The following is a 19620-nucleotide window of genomic DNA, read 5'->3' as shown; positions in this document are numbered from 1 at the left end:
ATTTAAGCAGTCTTAAAGGAAAACCCATTCATTTTGAGTGGGTTTTCTCTATTTACAGGCTTAGTTGGTTTTCATTTCTAAGACCAGTTGATTAATCAGATCAGCTGCTTCCAATTCTCTGATTTGTCCAACATTGCTGCCCGCCCAAAAGGCACCATAACTAAAATCATGCTGTCTGCCAGCAACACTCATTAACTGTTTAGCTAAATCATAGGTATATGGATAAGCAGGGACTTTGGGGCGATTGGGTGAATCAACCTGTGTATGCCAAGTACCGAGTAAGCCCCGTGCAGGTCGGCCAGACAGACTGGCACTGATTTGAGTAATGTTTTGGCTAAATAGAGCTTTACGGTAGGCTGCATTTGCACTTGAACTTTTACATTGTACAAATGCTGTACCTAATTGTACCGCAGCAGCTCCTAATTTCAGTATGGTTCTAGCCTGTTCACCATTCATAATGCCACCTGCGGCAATCACTGGAATATTGCAATTTTTAGCGATGAGTTGAACCAAATCAGCTGTCTTTATTGCAGCATCAAAATGTTGATTGAAAATACCACGATGCCCACCTGCTTCAATTCCTTGTGCGATAATGATATCGATGCCAGCAGCCTCAATCGCTTGGGCTTCAAGCAAATTGGTTGCAGAGACCATCGTGATAATCCCAGCATCTTTTAGTGCTTGAATTTGATGGGGGTGTGGAATCCCAAAATGAAAACTCACCGCTTTGGGGCTAGTTTCAAGTACCACATGCAAATAGTCATCATTGTCTAAAAAGCTGGGATAAATGCAATTCAGGTGTGTGGGTGGTTCTGCTTTAAACTTCTCAAATTGAGGACGAATATAATCAATCCAATGTTGTGCCGTTTCAGGATTCAAAGGTTCTGATTGATGACAAAAGAAGTTCACTTGAAAGGGCTGATCTGTTAACGCTTGAGTTTTTAAAATATGGGCTTTAGCTGCTTCTGGCGTATTTGCACCAAGACCTAAGGAACCTAATGCACCTTGATTAGAAACTTCTGCGGCAAGTTCTGGAGTCGAAACACCTGCCATCGGTGCTAGTAAAATCGGATGTTTTATTTCTAATAATTGTAAAATTGACATGATGCTTTACTCATTCCATTTTTAACCACCTTAACGTAAAAACAAAAAGGCTTGCAAATAATAATCGCTATTTACTTGTTGAATATAGAGGTTATTTTTATATTAAAAAACTTAGCTTTCTATATAGGTGTGACATTAAACAGAGAGCCGACCCAACTAGAAAATGCCATTGCCAAGACGCCCCATAACGTAATACGTATACTGCCTTTTAACATAGAGGTACGTGCGAAGTAACTGGATAAAGCACCTAATAAGGCTAATGAAATAACACCTGTGATCAGGACTGAGCGTGCGACCCACGTGCTTGGACTGAGTAAAATCGCGAGCATGGGGAGGGCCGCACCACAAGAGAAAGACGCTGCTGAGGACAAAGCCGCTTGAACTGGGTTGGCAGCAGTATTTTCATGAATCCCAATTTCATCTCGTGCATGTGCACCGAGAGCATCGTGTTCAGTCAGTTGCTTGGCAACCTCGTGGGCAAGCTCTGGATTCAAACCGCGTGAAATATAAATCTGAGTCAGTTCTTTTAATTCAGCATGCGGGTTTTTTTCTAGTTCTCTAGCCTCAAATCGCAGATCTGATTTTTCAATATCTTCTTGAGATTTGACCGAAATGTATTCGCCGGCTGCCATTGAGGTAGCACCAGAAATGAGTCCTGCGATACAGGTAATCAATAAGGTATGAGAACTTGCGCCGCTTGCAGCCATACCCATAATTAAACTGGTGACGGAAATAATGCCATCATTGGCACCTAAAACAGCGGCTCTCAGCCAGCCAGAACGTTGTATCACATGCGGTTCTGCATGTTGGGAGTAGGACATAATCTTGCTCTTTTAGATCGAGTGAATTTCATTATTTATAAAAGTAAATGTAGCGAATATTTGTAAAATTCTATTGATGATTCATAAACTTAATCTATTATAAAATAACTTATTTTAACGATAGCATAACCATGATTTGGTTATAATATGTGAATAATTTAACACTTTAACTTTAGATTACATTGACTTTTTATTGTCTATATTCTGAGTATTTTTAGTCGAGATCTGCGATGAACAATTCCAAAAATAAGCTGCTGAGTCATACACTATTAATTTTAGGTCTTATCTTACCAGTTCAACATGCATTCAGTGCTGACTCTGATTTTGTCAAAGAAGGGGATGCAGCATATAAACCAGGTAACCCAATTTATGATCGTTGGGACAAGTTTTATAAAATTGAACAAAGCCAGCCAGTAGAAGCTGAGAAAATCTTACTTGAATTAGGACAACTCACGCCACAAGATATTAAAGTCTGGAAAAGTTTGACCTACTTGCAGATTCGTTTAAATAAGCAAGACGAGGCAATTCAGAGTGTACGCAAAGCTGAGCAGCTTGCACCCGAAGATGATCAACTGAAATTACAAGAAGCGTATTTGTTGAATCAGCAAAAAAGGAACAAAGAAGCTTTAGTGATTTTTAAGAATCTATCGACCTCATCCGACGCTGAAATTGCTGCAAAAGCACAGCAAGCAGTGCAAAATCTGAGCGGGGCATCTGTTCCCTCGACGTTTAAAGATGTGTATTTTGCCCCGTCTTATGAGTCTCGCTATGACGATTTTATTTTCCCCTTAAAAATGCGTTATGGGAAGAATCTTGATAATGGTCGGGCACAAGTCTATGGCTTTGTGAATCTAAACCGTGACACCAAATCTAAAGGCGGCGTACGTCCAGAAATTATTGATGAGAATGCCGTGACCATCGGCTTGGGAGCGAATTATCAACCTTGGCAATCGATCCCGATCCGTGCTTATTTAGAAGTGGGTGGCAGTTATGATCTGATTGACCGTAATCGGGACAAATTCCGGGAAAGTGTGGTGGGTGGGGTTACGGGCTATCAAGAGTGGTATGCCAATCCTACTGCAGAACAACGCACGGTATGGAATGATTATTTTACTGACTTGTATGGCAATGTCGCGAGCTATTCACGTGAAGATTATAATGTGATTGCTGATTTGAGATTGCGTTCAGGTTTTAATGTTTATCGTGGTGAAGCGGGAACAGTACAAGCCTATGGCAAGCTACATACCTTAGCGGATTCGGAAGGCGAAAATTACAATAATTTATTTGAATATGGTGCTGGCGTTGCTTGGCAACCATTTAACTATATTCCAGTAAAATTACGTGTTGAGCATCTATATGGGCATTATTTCAAAGATGCTTTAGCCGATGGAACTGAAAACTATAACAATACCCGTACTGAACTGGTTTTTTATAAGAGTTTTTAACGAGCATTAATGGGTATTTGCTCCATACCTGAGCTTGTACCACAGGGCGACAGTATAAACAGTCATACGGTTCATATAATGTGGACCGTCAAAAATATATACTTTTTGCCCTTCATAGCTTTTAAGTTGTTCAATGATTTCCCAAGGATAGGCGGAGCGGAATTTTCCACCTTTCGTTGGGCGGAAAGCTTCTAATACGATGATAATATTATCTTTTCCAAATTCTTTTTGAAGATCTTCTAAAACGATACGCGCTTGTTGTGGTGAACGGGTTCCGACACCGACACCATCCTGAAAGAATACGCCTGTATGGCTAGGCAGCCAGCTTTTTAACCAAGCATCTAAATGCTCTGGTGCTTGTTCACCACTATAGATACTGATCCAAAGTGGTTTTGGTAAAATTCGGATCGCTTTGGCAAGATCATTGACACAGATCCAAGTCGGGTCTGCTTCCACTGGAAAGTAATAACCTTTAAGTGGAATGGATTTAGTATTCTCGATGATTTTTTTAGAATTCTCGGCAAGCTGCAATACATTGGAGCGGGCTAACCTTTCATCATATTCTCCTGCTAATCCAAGTAAAATATGCTGAGCCCATGCTTTTTGCTGGAGCTGTTTCAGATTAATGTTTTTATCCCATTTTTCTAAACCCATGTCATGATCAAACCATGATTTAGATTGCACCACCGACCATTGTGGCACGAAAGTAGAAACACCAAGTAAGTTCCAATTGCCTGACGGTGGCGTTGTAGCCAAGTCAGGTTGCCAGAACATACCTTCAATTTGTGGAGGTTGTACATCTGTTTTGAGATGATGAATACAACCTCCTAAAAATAACAGGGCTGATAAAGCAAGCGTGATTAACGTTGTGGATTTAGTCAGCCTTATTTTTAGCATTTGGTCTTTTTCGCCAGTACCAGAGCAAAATTGCAAGAATCATGATAGCAGAGATTATAACGACCAAGATAAAGAATGATGATTGCTTAACAAGAGGGGCTTTCTGGTTGCCGACCATAATCTTTTGTAAAATGAAGACCTGACCACTTTCAGTCACCAATATCTTGCTGGCATTATTGGGGATATTTTGTTGAACCTTTTCCCAAAGCTTGGTGAAGTTTTGAGCGCCTTGCATCGAGTCTGTAATAATATCAAAGCGTTGATCATGGAAACTGACCAAGAAGCCATTCACAGTCGCAGGTGGGTAAAGTGTGCTTTGGTGCATTAATACCTGTTGGCGATAGATATTGGGGTTGACCTGTACATTGAGAAGTTCGGGTTTTGCTGGATCAAGTTTGACTAGATTGAGTGGGATTGGATCATTGGTCATCAGCATTTTTTTAGCCACTTGGCTGACGATCATCGCGATTTCCAAGCTTCCCGCATTGCTATCAATCGCAATGGTTGGATGGGTTGCAAAAGTCATTGATAAGGATGCAACCCCATTTTTGAGTTTATGTGGGAGTTTTACCGTCGACTTTTGTGTATCAATCCAGAGAGAACCTTTTGCGGTTGGTAAACATTGTGAATTTACAATCACCGAATTTTCAAGCTTTAAGTTAAAGGTCGTATTGTTCGAAATAGTTTTGGCAAAATAGTTAAATTGACGGTTAACGGGGTCCGAATCTAAATTGGCTGTTTTCAAACTCCCAGCAAAACCGCCATCAATCCAAGTGGTAATGTTAGAGCCTTCCAATAAACCACTCTGCACACGCAATGCAATTTGACCTTGTAAAATATCCGTTGGCTGCCAAACTGCGGGGAAGTTGAGGAAGAGATTTTTTTCAGCTTGGTTCAAGCGGAAATCACTAATACCTAAATCGGCAAGGGTGTGAATTTGTTTGATTTTAGCCCAGTTTGGTGCTGCAAGCTTATTGGGAAGAAAGGTTGCTGAGGTATTCAGTTGTTGTAAATATTCTGAATTGAGTAAGCCGTTAATTGCAGAGGTCAGTTTTTCTGGTTGGTCATATTGAATTTGTAAGGTTGGAATATCATTGGCAGTGCTAATTTGCACTAAAGTCCCTTTAGGTAACGGACTGGCTGATTTTACAATTTCAATATAAAAGTTGGGTGTCTGCTCCGTTGGTGCGTTTTGTTCATACCATTGGATAGGCGTGACTGAACCCCATGCACTGATCAAACGTCCTAGCATTGAAGCTTCATTGACATTTGCGGGATTATATTTCAAGACTCCAACAAATGGCGTTGGACGGACAACCTGTGGGTTAAATAAAGCATCAGGCAAATCTTTTAAGCGATAAATGGGACGGTGGCGTATATATTCAATTTTAGAATTGCTTAAATAAGTCACTTGATCGACATCTTCACTACAGAAGGTAGTCCGATCAGCAGCAGGCGAGGTATTTGGCGAATACTGCTGTAAAATAAAATCTAAACGATGAAAACCGTTTTGAGTTGCAGGAATGTCGAAGCTTAATGTCCCGTCGCCATTTAAGGTGGTGTTGTAGATCAGCTTGTCATCAAATTTGACGAGTAAAGTGGTGAAATGCTCTGTGGAGTAATCGCTAGTAAAACGGATGTTCTGCCATTCAGAGCCTTTTCCTACATAAAAGAAGTGCGGTTCAATGGTATATTTATTGGACGTGTTGATGTTGTCAAAGGTCCATGTATTTAATGTATCCGCAGATGTGAATACGGGCAAGGAGAGGACTACACTTGCAAGCATAGCTTTTAAAAATGGATGATGTAAGGTTTTATTTTTCATTTATTTTTTCTCCTTGCTACGCTCAGTTTTATACCACTGTAACGAGTTTCCCTGAATCTTATTTTTAAGCATGTCATAAGCCGCTTTAAACACTATAAATAAGAATACTTGTGAATACGTGACATAAGATAAAACCGCGAAGAAATATAGTTGAGGTTTGGCTCTTTCTAAAGATAGGGTGAACCACATTTGTGCGACATATAAACAGAAGGATAAGCCCCAAAGTAACGTAAATGGACCAGGAACGGTAATCCCTGCAATACCCAATAAGCCTAAGGTTAACGTGATGTGACTCCAGATCAGCGCAGGTACAAATAGCACATAGCACATGATGTTGTTAAAAATTTCGATGCCGATAGGGAATGGTTTTCGAAGTGCGATTGGTAAATATTTACTGGTAACGTAGAAATTCCCTTGAGTCCAGCGTGAGCGTTGTTTTACAAATACACTTAGAGAAGGAGGGTCTTGTTGCCAACCAACCGCGTAGGGTACCCATTTAATTCTTCTTTGCCCGAGGAAAATTCTAAAGCTCATCTCGGTATCATCGACCAAAGATTTTTCATCAAAACCACCTAGCGTTTCTAGAGCATCGCGCCAGATTACGTAATTGGTGCCCATTAAGGTCGACAGTTCAAAACGCTGCCAACGGCCACCTTGGAAAATCCATTGGAAGAAAATAAACTCGATCGCAATAAAACGAGTCAAAATACTGTCACGCCAGTTACGGGTACGGACTTTCCCGTTTACCGCCACTAATTTTTTATCGGCCAGTAAGGTCTGGGCTAATAGGCGGACACAGTCGGGTTCAGGTGTACTGTCAGCATCATAGACTACAATGAGCTCACCGGTGGCATGCGGTAAACCGTTATTGAGTGTACGAGACTTACCTTTTCCTCCCATCCCTTTGGGGACATTGACAATTTTAATGCAAGGATAAATGGCCGCCATTCTTTCCGCAATTTCTAGCGTATTGTCTTTTGAACCATCATTAATCAGCAGCACTTCATAAGCATGGGCAGGATAATCCTGTTGTGCAATCGCATGTAAAGTATCTTCGATGACCACACCTTCGTTATAGGCTGGAATCAAGACACTTAATACGGGCCATCGTTCAGGAATAGGCAGATTTTCCAGTTCTTTTGCTGCATTTTTAGAATATTTCCATGCCTGAAAGCTCAACCATGCCCAAAAGGCTTGTGGAATCCAAATGCCTAAAAAGCCAAATAAGAAAAGAATATCAATTGCGGGCATTTATTCTTCTCCTACGAATGATAGAAATAATCAAGATCAGGAGTAATCCGCCGCCAAGTAATAAAGAAATCCAGGAGATAGAACTCCCAAATGTACTGAGTAAACTCGGATAATGTGCTGAATAGATATAATCCAGTGGAATAACCACTGTACTTAGCCCAATCAAAATATAGCCAAATAAACTGGTTTCAACTCCCTCCGTACTGCTGCTAAATTGTGTGCGATTCAGATCCCATGAGATCCCCAGTTTTGGATACTCAATAGTATTTACGGGCATTCCAAGTGGTGGGTTAATTATCACTTGATAACCTGAGCTTTGTGCAGGATCGGTAATGGCTTGATAAAAATAGTGCTGATGATGTTGAATTTTTCGTGCTGGAATACGTAATTCATCGGGGAGGTCTGATTGAATAATATAACTACCAGCGGGTTGAGCAATCAGGTTTTCATCCCAACCCGTTTCAATCAATGCCGCTAAGGGACGTAGGCCAATGGCAGTTGAGAAAGTTGCTTTAGCTGCAAAATATTTTGCATGAGCCATTTGATAGAAGGCAATCGGAATAGCACCCTCATTGACGGCTTTTTTAATTTTATAATATTTAACCGCGCTAAAATATTCATTGGGTAAAATCACACCTGGTTTAACGCCTTGTTCAACCAATTGTTTAAAGCTTTCGGAGTCCAACTGATCAGATGTGAACACAGGCCACCATGTCGCAGGCTGAGGAAAGAGTTCAGCGACTGTTTGAGGTGTTTGAATTTGAGTACTTAGATCCGTTTTTGCTGCTTCGATCTGACAGTGATAGTACTGCTGATAAAATTGCTGCAAGGTTGTATCTGGAAAATGGCTGGTTGCAACCAGCACACCACAAATATTAAGTAAGACAGACATCAGCGCACCTCTCGACTGGAAGGTGTTAAGTATTCAGTATGTTGCTCAATATGCAGTTTGAGTACAGTCAGTTCCTGAAGATCTTGAATAAAGCGTGGATAGATTTGATTTTCGTCACTACTGGGTTCGTGAATGACAATACTTTTAATTTCACTGAGTTCTTCGTTAATAAAGTGGTAAATTACGCTATCTCGCTCAGTGGATAATATGGCCATAATTTTATTTTGGGTTTCTTTCCAAATATCTTCTCCCAGCATTTCACGAATCAGTACGGTGTTATTAATACGGGTACTGATGATTCGATAGTGGTCTTTATGCGTGAGCTGAAGCAGCTTTTTTAATTCGCCTTGGAAATGTTTCAATGCAGTGAGCGGCAAAATATCGTGTTGATAATTTCGATCATAACTCTGAATGTCGCGGAAGCTCTTTAGCGCATTTTGAATATTATGACGTATCGCACTTAAAAAGATCGGTGTAATTGGTAGCACAAACAATAATAGCAGTTGACGTTCGACATAAGTTTGATTGGCGAGGTCAAGGAAAAAATAGACAGCAACACCAACAAATGTGACGAGCCCGAGAACTAAGGCCATACCAACATTTAAAAAAGCCCCTGAAATTAACAAAATAAGTAAAAACACCCAGCTTCCGCGATAACTTGCTGGCAGCCACTCGTACGCAACGATGCCCATAAAAATTTGAGCTGAGATAATCCACAAGACGAGTGCTGGAGCGGGATTTTTTTGCATAATAATTTTAGTTTTAATAAATGTCTTTTGTGAAGAAGTTAGCATTATTTTACAGTTTTGACGACAGTTTTTCTGTTGTTAGCTTTGTAAAATAATTTTATAAACAGTAACATACAGTATAGTCTGTATTTCAAAATAATAAAAAGTATCCTATTTTAGAAGTTTATTTAACTTATGTAAGCTCTGTTAATGTGATTTGAATGCATCGATTGCACGTAACCGACTGGCCTTTAAATCCACTATCGGCTTAGGATAATCCAGTATTAAAGCCTGATTTTTTGCATAAGGTTCATGAATCATTTTGTTATCAAGATGGGCAAGTTCTGGAATCCATTTACGGATATATTCGCCTTCAGGATCAAACTTTTGTGATTGCGTCGTCGGATTAAACACACGGAAATAAGGAACAGCATCCGTGCCTGTCGAAGCACACCATTGCCATCCCCCATTATTGGCAGCCAAGTCACCATCAATCAGGTGCTGCATAAACCATTGTTCACCTTTACGCCAGTCGATGAGGAGGTTTTTGCTTAAGAACATGGCACAGATCATACGGACTCGATTATGCATCCAACCCGTGGCTAACATTTGCCGCATACCTGCATCAATAATCGGAATCCCTGTTTGTCCTTGTTGCCATTTTTCTAAAGCAATAGGATCTTCTCGCCAGTTGATCTTTTGGGTCTGGGATTGAAAGGGCTGATGTTTGGAGACTTTGGGAAAATCAAACAAGATATGTTGGTAGAACTCCCGCCAAAGTAATTCATCTAACCATGTTTGTTGTCCTTCAGATTGAATCTCAAAATGACCGTGTTGCTGTCTAAACAAGGCTTGCAGGCATTGCCGAATCGAAATAATCCCAATATTTAAATAGGCAGAAAGCTGACTGGTGCCAGATAGCGCAGGTAAATCCCGTGCTGTTTTATAGTCAGTTAAACGTTCATCAATAAATTGATCTAAGAGCATGAGTGCATGTGCTTCTCCAACTTGCCATTTGCTAAAGTTGGTATGTGGGATTTGCTTTATATAGTCGCGTTGTAATGTTTGGATGTCATCTTGTTGAAAGGTGGATATATCAAGTGACAGTGGTTGCTGCTCTGTTGGGGAAGGATAACATTGGGGTAAACCGTGCTGTAAACGTTGATAGCAGGTTTTCTTAAATGCACCAAAAACCTGATACGGAGAGTTTGACTGATTGCGGATAGAGGCCACTGGAAATAGAGTTCGATCATGGAAAAGGATCAATTCTTTTTTATATTGATTGAGTTGCTGCTGTACAGTCTGATCTCGTTTGAGTTCATTGATGCCAAGTTCTATATTGGCATATATATTTTCAATATTAAGTTTTTGAATTAAACGTGAGAAAAAATCAGGGATATCTTTCCAAAATGGAATTGTTTGAACCAGCAGAGGAATATTCAGGTCTGCAAGTTGCTGTTTGAGTTGTTGTAATTGACGTAGATAAAATTCGATTTTAATCGCTGCATCGTCATGTTGCTGCCACTGTGAAGGGGACAAAACGACAAGTGCAATTGTAGGACCTACCTGAGTCGCATGCCAAAGTGCCGCATGATCATGGATTCTTAAATCTTGGCGAAACCAAATCAGTTGATAGGTTTGAGACATAGCTGTGGGATTATAATCGAAAGTTGAATAACGTTAAGCGATTTTCCGATTTTGGAAAAGCACTTGGCAATAAAAAGGCAAAGCCGAAGCTTTGCTTTTTCCATCTAATTCAAAAATGAATTAGTGGTGGTGACCACCTGCACCGTGAACGTGACCATGATCTAATTCTTCTTGAGAAGCATCACGGATTTCAACGATTTCTACTTCAAAAGTAAGATCTTGGCCAGCAAGTGGGAAGTTCGCATCAACGATGATGTTGTCGCCTTCAATCGCTTTAACAGTTACGATTTGAACGCCATCATCAGTTTGAGCTTGGAATTGCATACCAGGTTGGATGTTGTCCACACCTTGGAACATTTGAGCTGGAACTTCTTGAACGAGGTCTGGGTTGTATTCGCCATAACCTTCAGCAGCTGGAACGTTTACAGTGAATTTTTCGCCTACAGTTTTACCTGTAAGTGCATTTTCTAAACCAGGAATGATGTTGCCTGCGCCGTGCAAATATGCAAGTGGTTCACCTTGAGATTGATCAAGTGTTTCACCCTCAGCGTTTGTTAAAGTGTAGTGGAATGAAACCACGTGGTTAAGTGCAATAGCAGTCATGTTTTGAATCCATGTCATCAATAGTTTTAGCTGTATATCATAAAGTGAAAAATAGATTTTGTTGACTATTTTCCACTTTTTGAAACGATTTAGTTAAATATTGAGACGAAATATCAAATTTCAACTCAATACAGCTTAATTTTTGGACGTACACGACGTGTTAGAAAATCCTTCATGGTGAGCATACCTGCTTGGGTATAGCCATGAATATTGGCTTGATGCAATCGGTATAACGATACATACATGGTTTTTGCAATAAAGCCCTGTACGCTGACATCGCCTAACAACTCGCCTACAGCTTGATTATGGCTTAATGACACCAGAGATCCTTTCTCATTAAAGCTAAACATCGGTTGTGGAGAACCCGACAAACGCGCTGCCATTGCATCAACCAAGAATGTTGCTTGCTGACTTGCCACTTGTGCACGTGGGCCTAATGGCGGTTGACGCGCATCTAATTGACAGTTAGCACAATCTCCAAAGGCAAATACATTTGGGTCAGAATAAGTCTGTAGTGTTGCATACACCATTAAACGATTAATCTTGTCACGTTTAAAATCAGTAAATGATTCTAGAACTTTCGGTGCTTTGACGCCTGCTGCCCAAACCGTAATATCGGAGTGCAAGACACTACCATTACTAAAATAGACATTTGATTCATCGACTTTTTGCACTTTATGTTGGGTCAGAATTTCAATACCCATTTTTTTCAGTTGCTTGGCACTGTGTGCAGCCGTTTTTTCAGTCAGTGCAGGGAGAATGCGATCAGAGGCTTCAATTAGGGTAATCTTAACCTGCTTTGGATCAATTTTCTTTAAACCATATCGATAAAAGTTTTTCGTGGTTTCAATTAGTTCCGCTGCAAGTTCAACCCCCGTTGCACCTGCACCAACAATGCCAATATTTAAAGCACGTTCAGTTGGTTGGTTTTGTGCTTCGATATATAGATGAAACAAATCTTGTTGGAAGATATCAGCCTGTTTTCGACTATCTAAGAAGTGGCAATGTTCACGCACACCTTCGGTACCGAAGTCATTGGATACAGAACCAACTGCAAGTATCAGCGTATCGTAACTGAGACTTTGAGTCAGGGGAGTATGTTCTTTAGAAAGTTGTGGGGGAGAAATGCTTATTTGTTTTTGATCTTTATCGACACCGATTAAGGTGCCTAGGACAAACTCAAAATGATGTTTTTCTGCATGAGCAAAATAATTGGTTTGTTCTTCGTGAGGATTAAGTGAGCCAGCTGCAATTTCGTGAAGGAGAGGTTTCCATATATGAGTGAGGTTTTGGTCAACTAGGGTAATTCGGGCTTTCTTGCGTCGACCAAAACGTTCTCCTAGTTGTGTCGCAAGCTCTAAACCACCTGCGCCACCGCCTACAATCACGATATGATGTAAGGTTTTACTCATGATTAACCTAATTTTTTTTGTGAAAGGATGGCTGGATTATGCCATCCTTTTTTTTATATTGTATTGGTAATCTTGATAGAAATAGTAGGTTTTTTTTAACCTTGGTTTAAAGGGTAAAGTTTTGGGTTTTTAGTGTCATTTGTTGAGAAAAAACTGAACAAATTAGAAAACCAGATCATAATTTTCTGAAAAATATTGGCTTCTTCAATCTGTACATCATTCTCAATTTGTAAGCTACGTATCAGTTGATTGTTTTGATAGATTGATACCGTTGCCAAGTTCATGACTTGAGTCAAAGGGGCAGTTAAATGCTGTTCATTGAGCTCAATATTGATATGTGTATTGGTGGTTTGAAGCGGTTCAACGGTCGTGACTTGCTGGTTAGCATCTGTCAAATGAATACGTTGTGTCAATAAATCAAAAGTGTTTAAATCAATGGGTGCGGTTTGACCATATAAAGAAGTGGTCACAATGGTCGGTTGCTGTGTTTCTACTTTAAATATCTTCAAAGTTGATTTAATCACAGGTAATTCGGCAATGAGTCGTTGTTTTGGAATCACTTCCTCATCACGGGTATAGGTATAAGCCAAGTTCATTAACTTATGTGCAACTTCAGCGCGCTTTACGGCACTTGATGTGCCCAGAACCACAACAATCAAACGACGTTTTTCAACTTGTGGATTAAAGGTCGGACGCTCAGCAGTGAGGGCTAAGTTGTAACCCGCTGCTTTGGTAAAACCTGTTTTTAAGCCATCTGCAGTTGGATCCATTTTCAAAGCAAGATTGGTTGCATGGTGAAAATGTTGGTTATAACTAAAACTTGGCATTTTTGAATAATATAAATATTCAGGGGTTTGTTTCACAATCGCTTTTGCAAGTAGGCTTAAATCTGCCGCTGTTGAATAATGATCGGTCATGGTAATCCCAGCAGGATTGCTGAAATGTGTATCTTTCATGCCCAATGCTTGTGCTTCTTGATTCATACGAGCAACGAACTGCGGCACACTGCCTGAAATTTTTTCAGCAAGGGTGACAGCTGCATCATTGGCAGACATTACAATTAAACCTGCCAATAGCTGATCCACAGAAATCTGTTCACCAGCTTTCAGGTACATCTGTGACTCATCCCACATCACTGTACTGACCACAGGTGTAGCAGTCAGTACTTCTTCTTTACGTAATTTACCCGCTTCGATCTCTTTTAATGCGATATAGGCAACCATCATTTTGGTTAAAGACGCTGGCGCACGTTGAACGTGACTATTGTGTTCAGCAATGATTTGCCCTGATTGAGCATCAATCACTGACCATGCTTGTGCTTCAACTGTTTCAGGGGCGATGTTCAGTAAATTTGCATGTGCAAGGTTTGCACAGACGAGACTAAATAACGTAAAGAGGGAGAGGAGAAATTTCACGTGAATACCTTGTATTGCCGATCCGATGGCCTTAAATGTGAGAGGAGAATGCTATGACTTTTTTGTTGAAGAATCTAGGGGCTATTGACAATTTATATATGAATTGCGTTGTAGGCTAAAAAATCATCAGGCAAGGCATGAAACGCAGGGAATGGCTATTCCCTTGCCAAGTTTCATAACGAAGTATGAGGATATTTTAGCCACAACCCTTTGGGACAGGAACATTTTTTGTCGCTACTACGTTATGCATTGTTCATTTAGAATGACTAAATTTCACAAGACATGCCTTGTATCGCCTAAAAAATCCCCACTGTCACAACCATAGATAAAGTGACAATAGCCCCTAAACTTTTGCTGACAATTACGACATCTACGCATGACTTTGTAAAAAAATGCTAAGCTGTGTGAAATTGTTCCTATTTTCATGATTAAAAATTATGTTGCACTACCAAATTGAGTTCGACGATTATCGCCAGCATCTGATTCATGTCACACTTCGTTTTCTTGCAAATCCCAATCAAGAGCTTTGGCTACCGACTTGGATTCCCGGTAGTTATTTGATTCGAGAATTCTCAAAACATATCGAGTCAGTGAAAGCATCAGATGAAGCTGGACGTTTACTGACGATTAAAAAAACTGAAAAAAATCGTTGGCGTTTATTCAATACCGATCACGAACTGATTACGGTTGAATATGATGTGTATGCCTATGATTTGTCCGTACGTGGTGCCTATGTCGATCAAACACGGTTATATGTTAACCCTGCATGTGTTTGTTTAGGGCTGATAGATCAAGAACAAGCAGCATGTGAGCTTGAACTATTCCTACCTGATGAATTAAAACATTTTCAAATCGCAACAGGTTTGCCATCAAAAAGCTTAGTGAAGGGGCGTTTCACCTTAAAAGCAGAAAACTATGACCAACTGATTGATAGTCCATTTGAATTGGCAGAGCAAAGTCGTTTTAGTTTTGAAGCCAACGGTATTCCGCATGAGTTTGTAATTTCTGGAAAACACACGACCAACTTGTCGCGTTTAGAGGCGGACATTCAAAAGATCTGCCAGACTGAAATCAACATGTTTGGTTCAGCACCATTCCAAAACTATACCTTTATGACCATGGCCACAGGCAATAGTTATGGCGGTTTGGAGCACTGCAACAGTACCAGCTTAATTACCCCACGTGATGATTTACCGAAGGCAGATGAAACAGAAGAACCTTCTAAAGATTATCAACGTTTCTTAGGTCTGTGCAGCCATGAGTATTTTCATTCATGGTTAGTGAAATTTATTCGTCCTGAAAATTTTGCCAACTATGATTTGCATAAAGAATCGTACACCAGCTTACTGTGGATTTTTGAGGGTTTTACGTCTTATTACGATGATTTGATTTTATTGCGTAGTGGGGTGATTTCGCAGAAGTCTTATTTAGAGCTACTGAAAGCGCAAATTGATCGTTATTTACAAAATCCAGGACGCTTGATTCAATCCGTTTCCGAGTCGAGTTTTGATGCATGGATTAAGTTCTATCGTCAGGATGAAAACTCAAATAATGCAGGGACCAGCTACTATAACAAAGGTAGTTTAGTGGCACTTTGCTTAGACTTAGGCTTACGCTTACGTGGTTCTAACTTAGATGCTTTGATGCGTCGTTTGTATGAAAATACCCAAAATGGTATTCAGGTCAATGATCGGACTATTTTTGAATTATGCAATGAATTGACAGGTGATAACTGGATCGAGCAAATCAATCATTTGATTAACACCACGGATGAGTTACCACTTGATCAACTATTCCCTGAATTTGGTTTAAGTTATAACATCAAAGATGATAAGGCTTTACCTTTTGGCTTAAAAGTGGCTGATAAAGCGGAAGGTGTGGTGGTGCAACAGCTTCGTCGTGACAGTGCCGCAGCTCAAGCGGGCTTGTCGGCGAATGATGTCATTATCGCGATTGATGGTATCAAAGCATCAGAAAAACTTTTAGCCAAATATGCGAAGCAAAAAGGTCGCTTTACAGTTTATGCATTCCGCCGCGATGAGTTATTACAACTGGAACTGCAAGCGGGTGAAAACTCACTGATAACAGTTGAACTCAAAGTTGAAGATCAGCAAAAAGTTGACCGCTGGTTGAAGGGTTAGAACTTGATAAAAAGGACGCTATGAGCGTCCTTTTTATTAGCTGCCTCGATAAGTCGAATAACCATAGGGGCTGAGCAGTAATGGAATATGATAGTGCGGCAAGGTTCCATCAACTTCAAAAATAACAGGAATTTCAGGGAAAAAACTGCTTTGTTTTTGCGCTTTATACCAGTCACCTGTTTTAAAAGTCACTTTATAAATACCCGACTTTAATTGTTGTTGCACCGGATAAAGTGCAGTAATTCGTCCATTCTGATCAGTTTTGGCCTGATTGATTTCTATCCATTGATTTTTTTGTTGTGCTTCGAGAACAACGGTGACATCAGCAGCAGGTAGACCATTTTGCTGATTGAGAACATGCACACTCAATGAGTTTGTCGCTGCAAACAAGCTGCTTGAAGCCGATAGTGCGGCGATGGCGAATAGATTTTTATACATAGCAATATTCCACCTTTCTTGATTAATGTTTTGGTATGTACTGCCGTCAGCTGTTGTGAGGGCAATGTATGGCATGAGATAGGAGCGCAAAAAGCACTGTTGATCAGTGCTTTTTTAATGTTGTTTTAGAATGAATATCTTGCGCCTAGATAGAACTCGCTTGAGTATAGATGTGCTTTCATTTGCTCATCTTGCAAGTTACGTGCATTGGTGAAGTTATTTAAACCGCTATCGGCTTTACCCAAGTCGACATAACGGTAGCCCAAATCAAGGTTAAGGTTATCAATTGCTTTATAACTAGCCCCTGCACCAATGCTATACACCAGTTGGGTTTCGGTATTTGAAAGGTATTGGCGAGAGGAATTACCTTGCCAGCCAGAAGATTCGGTACGTGCAACACCTAATCCAAGGTTGCCGTATACAGCGACATTTTGCATCACTTCGAAATCACGATAAGCATTCAACATCAAGCGTTGTGTATCGACTTTATGATGATTGAGGCTGGTTGGAAAGTTGCTTGAACCGCTGGTAAATTCAGCATTATTTTTAAAGCTATATTCACCTTCAGTACGCCAACCATTGCCAAAGTCATAGCCGAAACCCAATGAGGTATTGGTTAAATCTTTTTTATCTTTACCCGCGATAAATTGACCAATGCCAGGGCGTAAGCTGGTTTCCATATTGTCGGCTTGGAGCTTAGCAGCGGCAACTTTTGCAGAGATATAATAACCTGCATCATTGACGTCCTGAGCGTAACTTAGGGATACAGCAGTCAGTAAAACAGATGAAACCGCGAAACGGGTGAGTAGCTTGTCCATATTCAATTTTCCAAAATCAGTAGAGGAATGTTTGGTGATAAAAATCTTTATTTCCTCAGAACATGGTAGGAAGAAAAAAATCTTAGCGTGATGACAATTGGATTACCGATTTGTAATCTTGGCAATGAATAAACAAGGTTAAGATGTGGGATGCATATTTTAATTGTCGAAGATGAATCTAAAATCGCGCAGTTTTTAGCGAAAGGATTAAATGAATCAGGTTATACCTGTGCTATTGCAAAAGATGGCATAGAGGCATTGTCACGTTTGCAACAAGACGTCTTTGATTTACTGATTTTGGATGTGATGTTGCCACAATTGGACGGTTGGCAAGTTTTGCAAACATTACGTACTTTTTCGAAAATACCAGTTTTAATGCTAACTGCAAAAGATCATGTTCTGGATCGAGTAAAAGGTTTAGAGCTTGGAGCTGATGATTATTTAATTAAACCATTCTCTTATGTGGAACTCTTGGCACGAATTAAAAGCCTGTTACGCCGTGTACCGAATGTAGAAAAAGAAATTTATCAAATTTCAAACTTAAGCTTAAACCGACTCAGTCGGGAAGTGTATCGTGCTGATACTAAAATTGATTTAACTGCCAAAGAGTTTGTGTTGTTACAGTTGTTGATTCAACATCGTGGTGAAGTACTGACACGAACGCAAATTGCCTCAATGGTTTGGAATATTAATTTTGATACGGATACCAACGTGGTGGATGTTGCGATACGCCGATTAAGAGCAAAAATTGATGATCATTTTGTTCCCAAGTTAATTTATACCGTCAGGGGCATGGGCTATAAGGTTGATTTAAAAGATGGCAATAATGAATAGACTGTCATTGGCATCCCGCTTAAGTATTGCCTTTAGCTTAATTTCCTGTGTAGTTTTTATCAGTATTGGCGGTTTGTCTTATCAAAATTTTCGTGAAATGGTCTATACCCAGCAAGATAAGGCCTTGGCTGCTCGGATCAAACGGATGGAAGTTTTTTTGACTGATGCACATACTGTTCAGATATTGGGGAAATATCCTAAGCTTTATGAAAATATGGTGGGGCACGAGGACAGTATTTTTATTGTCAAAGAATCAGCACGGGATCTCATTAGAATTAATCCATTACAGATCAAAATCCCTGAACTGAATTATTCTAATAAAATTCAGTATCGTAATAATACAGTTGAGCATCCGAGTACACGTTTTGCATTTCAATCCATCCAATATGGTCATAAGCAGTATCAATTGATTGCAGGACAACAATGGGATGGGGCGAATCAGATCCTGAGTCAATATTTTTGGAAAGTCTTGTTTTATAGCGGTCTAGGTATTTTATTGTCCAGTCTTCTAGGATTTATGGTGGGACATTATTTATTCCGTTCCATGCGTACTTTAATTGCCGAGACCAGTAAAATTAATGTGCAAAAACTGAATCATCGTATTGAAGTTGAATCCACCAATATTGAAGTTCAGCAACTGAGTCAGGCGATGAATGAAATGCTGGATAAAATTCAGCAGGATTATCAGAAACTGGCGCAATTTTCAGAAGATATTGCACATGAACTGAGAACGCCACTCAATAATTTAATGGGACAAACTCAGATTTTATTGTCACAACCCCGTAAAACAGAAGAATTAGAAAATTTATTATATTCGCATTTGGAAGAGTATGAACGACTCACCAAAATGATCGAAAGCATGCTGTTTATTGCACGTTCTGAACATGATGAACAGATGCTTGAAAAAAAGTCAGTCAATGTCAAACAGCTGATGAGGAATGTTATTGATTATTTTGATTGTTTGATTGAAGAACATCAGATGACGCTCCAACTGGATGTCATGGATGATTTCAATATCATGGCGAATGAGGCATTAATCCAGCGTGCGATTGCGAATTTAATCAGTAATGCCATTTTACATGGTCGAGCACATGGTGTGATTGCAGTAGCGGTAAAGCAACGTGATTTAAACTGTGTCATGACGATTGTGACAGAAGGCGTTTTTATTGATGAAAAGCATTTGCCTTACTTATTCGACCGGTTTTATCAGGTCGATGAAAGTCGACATCAAAAAGCACAAACAGGTGGTCTGGGTTTGGCTATTGTGAACTCAATTATGCAGTTACATGCGGGTTCAACTGAGGTCGAAAATCGATTTGAAGGGGTGGCGTTTAAATTGATCTTACCAC

17 protein-coding genes are annotated in these 19620 nt (G+C 40.0%); 4 read left to right on the top strand and 13 right to left on the bottom strand.

Annotation, left to right across the window (positions count from 1 at the left end; all coding sequences use genetic code 11):
* Window positions 1-60: 60 nt before the first annotated feature.
* Both WA352_RS09450 and WA352_RS09445 read right to left on the bottom strand, forming a co-directional pair.
* Window positions 61-1104 carry an NAD(P)H-dependent flavin oxidoreductase gene (locus WA352_RS09450; RefSeq protein WP_336142254.1) on the bottom strand — a complete coding sequence of 348 codons (1044 nt, stop codon included), beginning with the start codon at window positions 1102-1104 and terminating at the stop codon, window positions 61-63.
* Between the two features lie 119 nt (window positions 1105-1223).
* Window positions 1224-1925, bottom strand: a complete 702-nt coding sequence (locus tag WA352_RS09445; protein ID WP_171549260.1) for a VIT1/CCC1 transporter family protein — start codon at window positions 1923-1925, stop codon at window positions 1224-1226.
* A gap of 230 nt (window positions 1926-2155) precedes the next feature.
* Between WA352_RS09445 and WA352_RS09440 the strand changes: the two genes are divergently transcribed.
* The gene (locus WA352_RS09440) at window positions 2156-3370 is read left to right on the top strand and encodes a tetratricopeptide repeat protein (protein WP_336142250.1); all 1215 of its coding nucleotides are present in this window, start codon (window positions 2156-2158) and stop codon (window positions 3368-3370) included.
* Window positions 3371-3376: 6 nt separating this feature from the next.
* Here the strand turns inward: WA352_RS09440 and WA352_RS09435 are convergent, their stop codons facing one another.
* The 9 genes from WA352_RS09435 to WA352_RS09395 all read right to left on the bottom strand — a co-directional run bounded on the left by WA352_RS09435 (window position 3377) and on the right by WA352_RS09395 (window position 14040).
* On the bottom strand, window positions 3377-4267 hold the full coding sequence (locus WA352_RS09435) for a hypothetical protein (RefSeq protein ID WP_336142246.1): 891 nt from the start codon (window positions 4265-4267) through the stop codon (window positions 3377-3379).
* Window positions 4245-6092 carry a hypothetical protein gene (locus WA352_RS09430; protein ID WP_004801397.1) on the bottom strand — a complete coding sequence of 616 codons (1848 nt, stop codon included), beginning with the start codon at window positions 6090-6092 and terminating at the stop codon, window positions 4245-4247. The genes WA352_RS09435 and WA352_RS09430 overlap by 23 nt, the downstream gene beginning before the upstream one ends.
* A complete protein-coding gene (locus WA352_RS09425; RefSeq protein WP_004801394.1) occupies window positions 6093-7343 on the bottom strand; it encodes a glycosyltransferase family 2 protein in 1251 nt (416 codons plus the stop codon).
* Window positions 7330-8235, bottom strand: a complete 906-nt coding sequence (locus WA352_RS09420; protein ID WP_336142240.1) for a hypothetical protein — start codon at window positions 8233-8235, stop codon at window positions 7330-7332. The genes WA352_RS09425 and WA352_RS09420 overlap by 14 nt, the downstream gene beginning before the upstream one ends.
* Entirely contained in the window at window positions 8235-8984 is a 750-nt protein-coding gene (locus tag WA352_RS09415) for a membrane protein (protein ID WP_032864835.1), read from the bottom strand. Before WA352_RS09415 ends, WA352_RS09420 begins: the two co-directional genes overlap by 1 nt.
* Before the next feature lie 186 nt (window positions 8985-9170).
* Window positions 9171-10610, bottom strand: a complete 1440-nt coding sequence (phrB, locus tag WA352_RS09410) for a deoxyribodipyrimidine photo-lyase (protein ID WP_336142237.1) — start codon at window positions 10608-10610, stop codon at window positions 9171-9173.
* A gap of 120 nt (window positions 10611-10730) precedes the next feature.
* Entirely contained in the window at window positions 10731-11213 is a 483-nt protein-coding gene (locus tag WA352_RS09405; RefSeq protein ID WP_004801387.1) for an FKBP-type peptidyl-prolyl cis-trans isomerase, read from the bottom strand.
* Between the two features lie 125 nt (window positions 11214-11338).
* Window positions 11339-12625, bottom strand: coding sequence for an NAD(P)/FAD-dependent oxidoreductase (locus tag WA352_RS09400; protein WP_336142234.1), 1287 nt, complete (start codon window positions 12623-12625; stop codon window positions 11339-11341).
* Between the two features lie 95 nt (window positions 12626-12720).
* Window positions 12721-14040, bottom strand: a complete 1320-nt coding sequence (locus tag WA352_RS09395; protein WP_336142231.1) for a D-alanyl-D-alanine carboxypeptidase PBP6B — start codon at window positions 14038-14040, stop codon at window positions 12721-12723.
* A gap of 437 nt (window positions 14041-14477) precedes the next feature.
* On the opposite strand from WA352_RS09395, the gene WA352_RS09390 reads away from it, so the two are divergent.
* Window positions 14478-16181, top strand: a complete 1704-nt coding sequence (locus WA352_RS09390; protein ID WP_336142228.1) for a M61 family metallopeptidase — start codon at window positions 14478-14480, stop codon at window positions 16179-16181.
* Between the two features lie 36 nt (window positions 16182-16217).
* Here WA352_RS09390 and uraH read toward each other — a convergent pair whose 3' ends face one another.
* Together uraH and WA352_RS09380 are read right to left on the bottom strand one after the other, a co-directional pair.
* Window positions 16218-16619: a hydroxyisourate hydrolase gene (gene uraH, locus WA352_RS09385; RefSeq protein ID WP_336142223.1), complete on the bottom strand. Its 402-nt coding sequence runs from the start codon at window positions 16617-16619 to the stop codon at window positions 16218-16220.
* A 125-nt stretch (window positions 16620-16744) separates the two neighbouring features.
* Window positions 16745-17437: an outer membrane protein gene (locus tag WA352_RS09380; RefSeq protein WP_336142222.1), complete on the bottom strand. Its 693-nt coding sequence runs from the start codon at window positions 17435-17437 to the stop codon at window positions 16745-16747.
* Between the two features lie 150 nt (window positions 17438-17587).
* Here WA352_RS09380 and WA352_RS09375 point away from each other — a divergent pair, with 150 nt between their 5' ends.
* Together WA352_RS09375 and WA352_RS09370 are read left to right on the top strand one after the other, a co-directional pair.
* Window positions 17588-18271 (top strand): heavy metal response regulator transcription factor, encoded by a 684-nt coding sequence (locus WA352_RS09375; protein ID WP_336142219.1) that lies wholly within the window; start codon window positions 17588-17590, stop codon window positions 18269-18271.
* Window positions 18255-19620: heavy metal sensor histidine kinase (locus WA352_RS09370; protein WP_336142216.1), on the top strand; the 1366-nt coding region annotated here is incomplete at its 3' end. The genes WA352_RS09375 and WA352_RS09370, both read left to right, overlap by 17 nt.

The sequence above is a fragment of the Acinetobacter sp. 102 genome, from assembly GCF_037028485.1.
Classification (GTDB): domain Bacteria; phylum Pseudomonadota; class Gammaproteobacteria; order Pseudomonadales; family Moraxellaceae; genus Acinetobacter; species Acinetobacter higginsii.
This window is presented reverse-complemented; position numbering and strand designations above follow the sequence as displayed.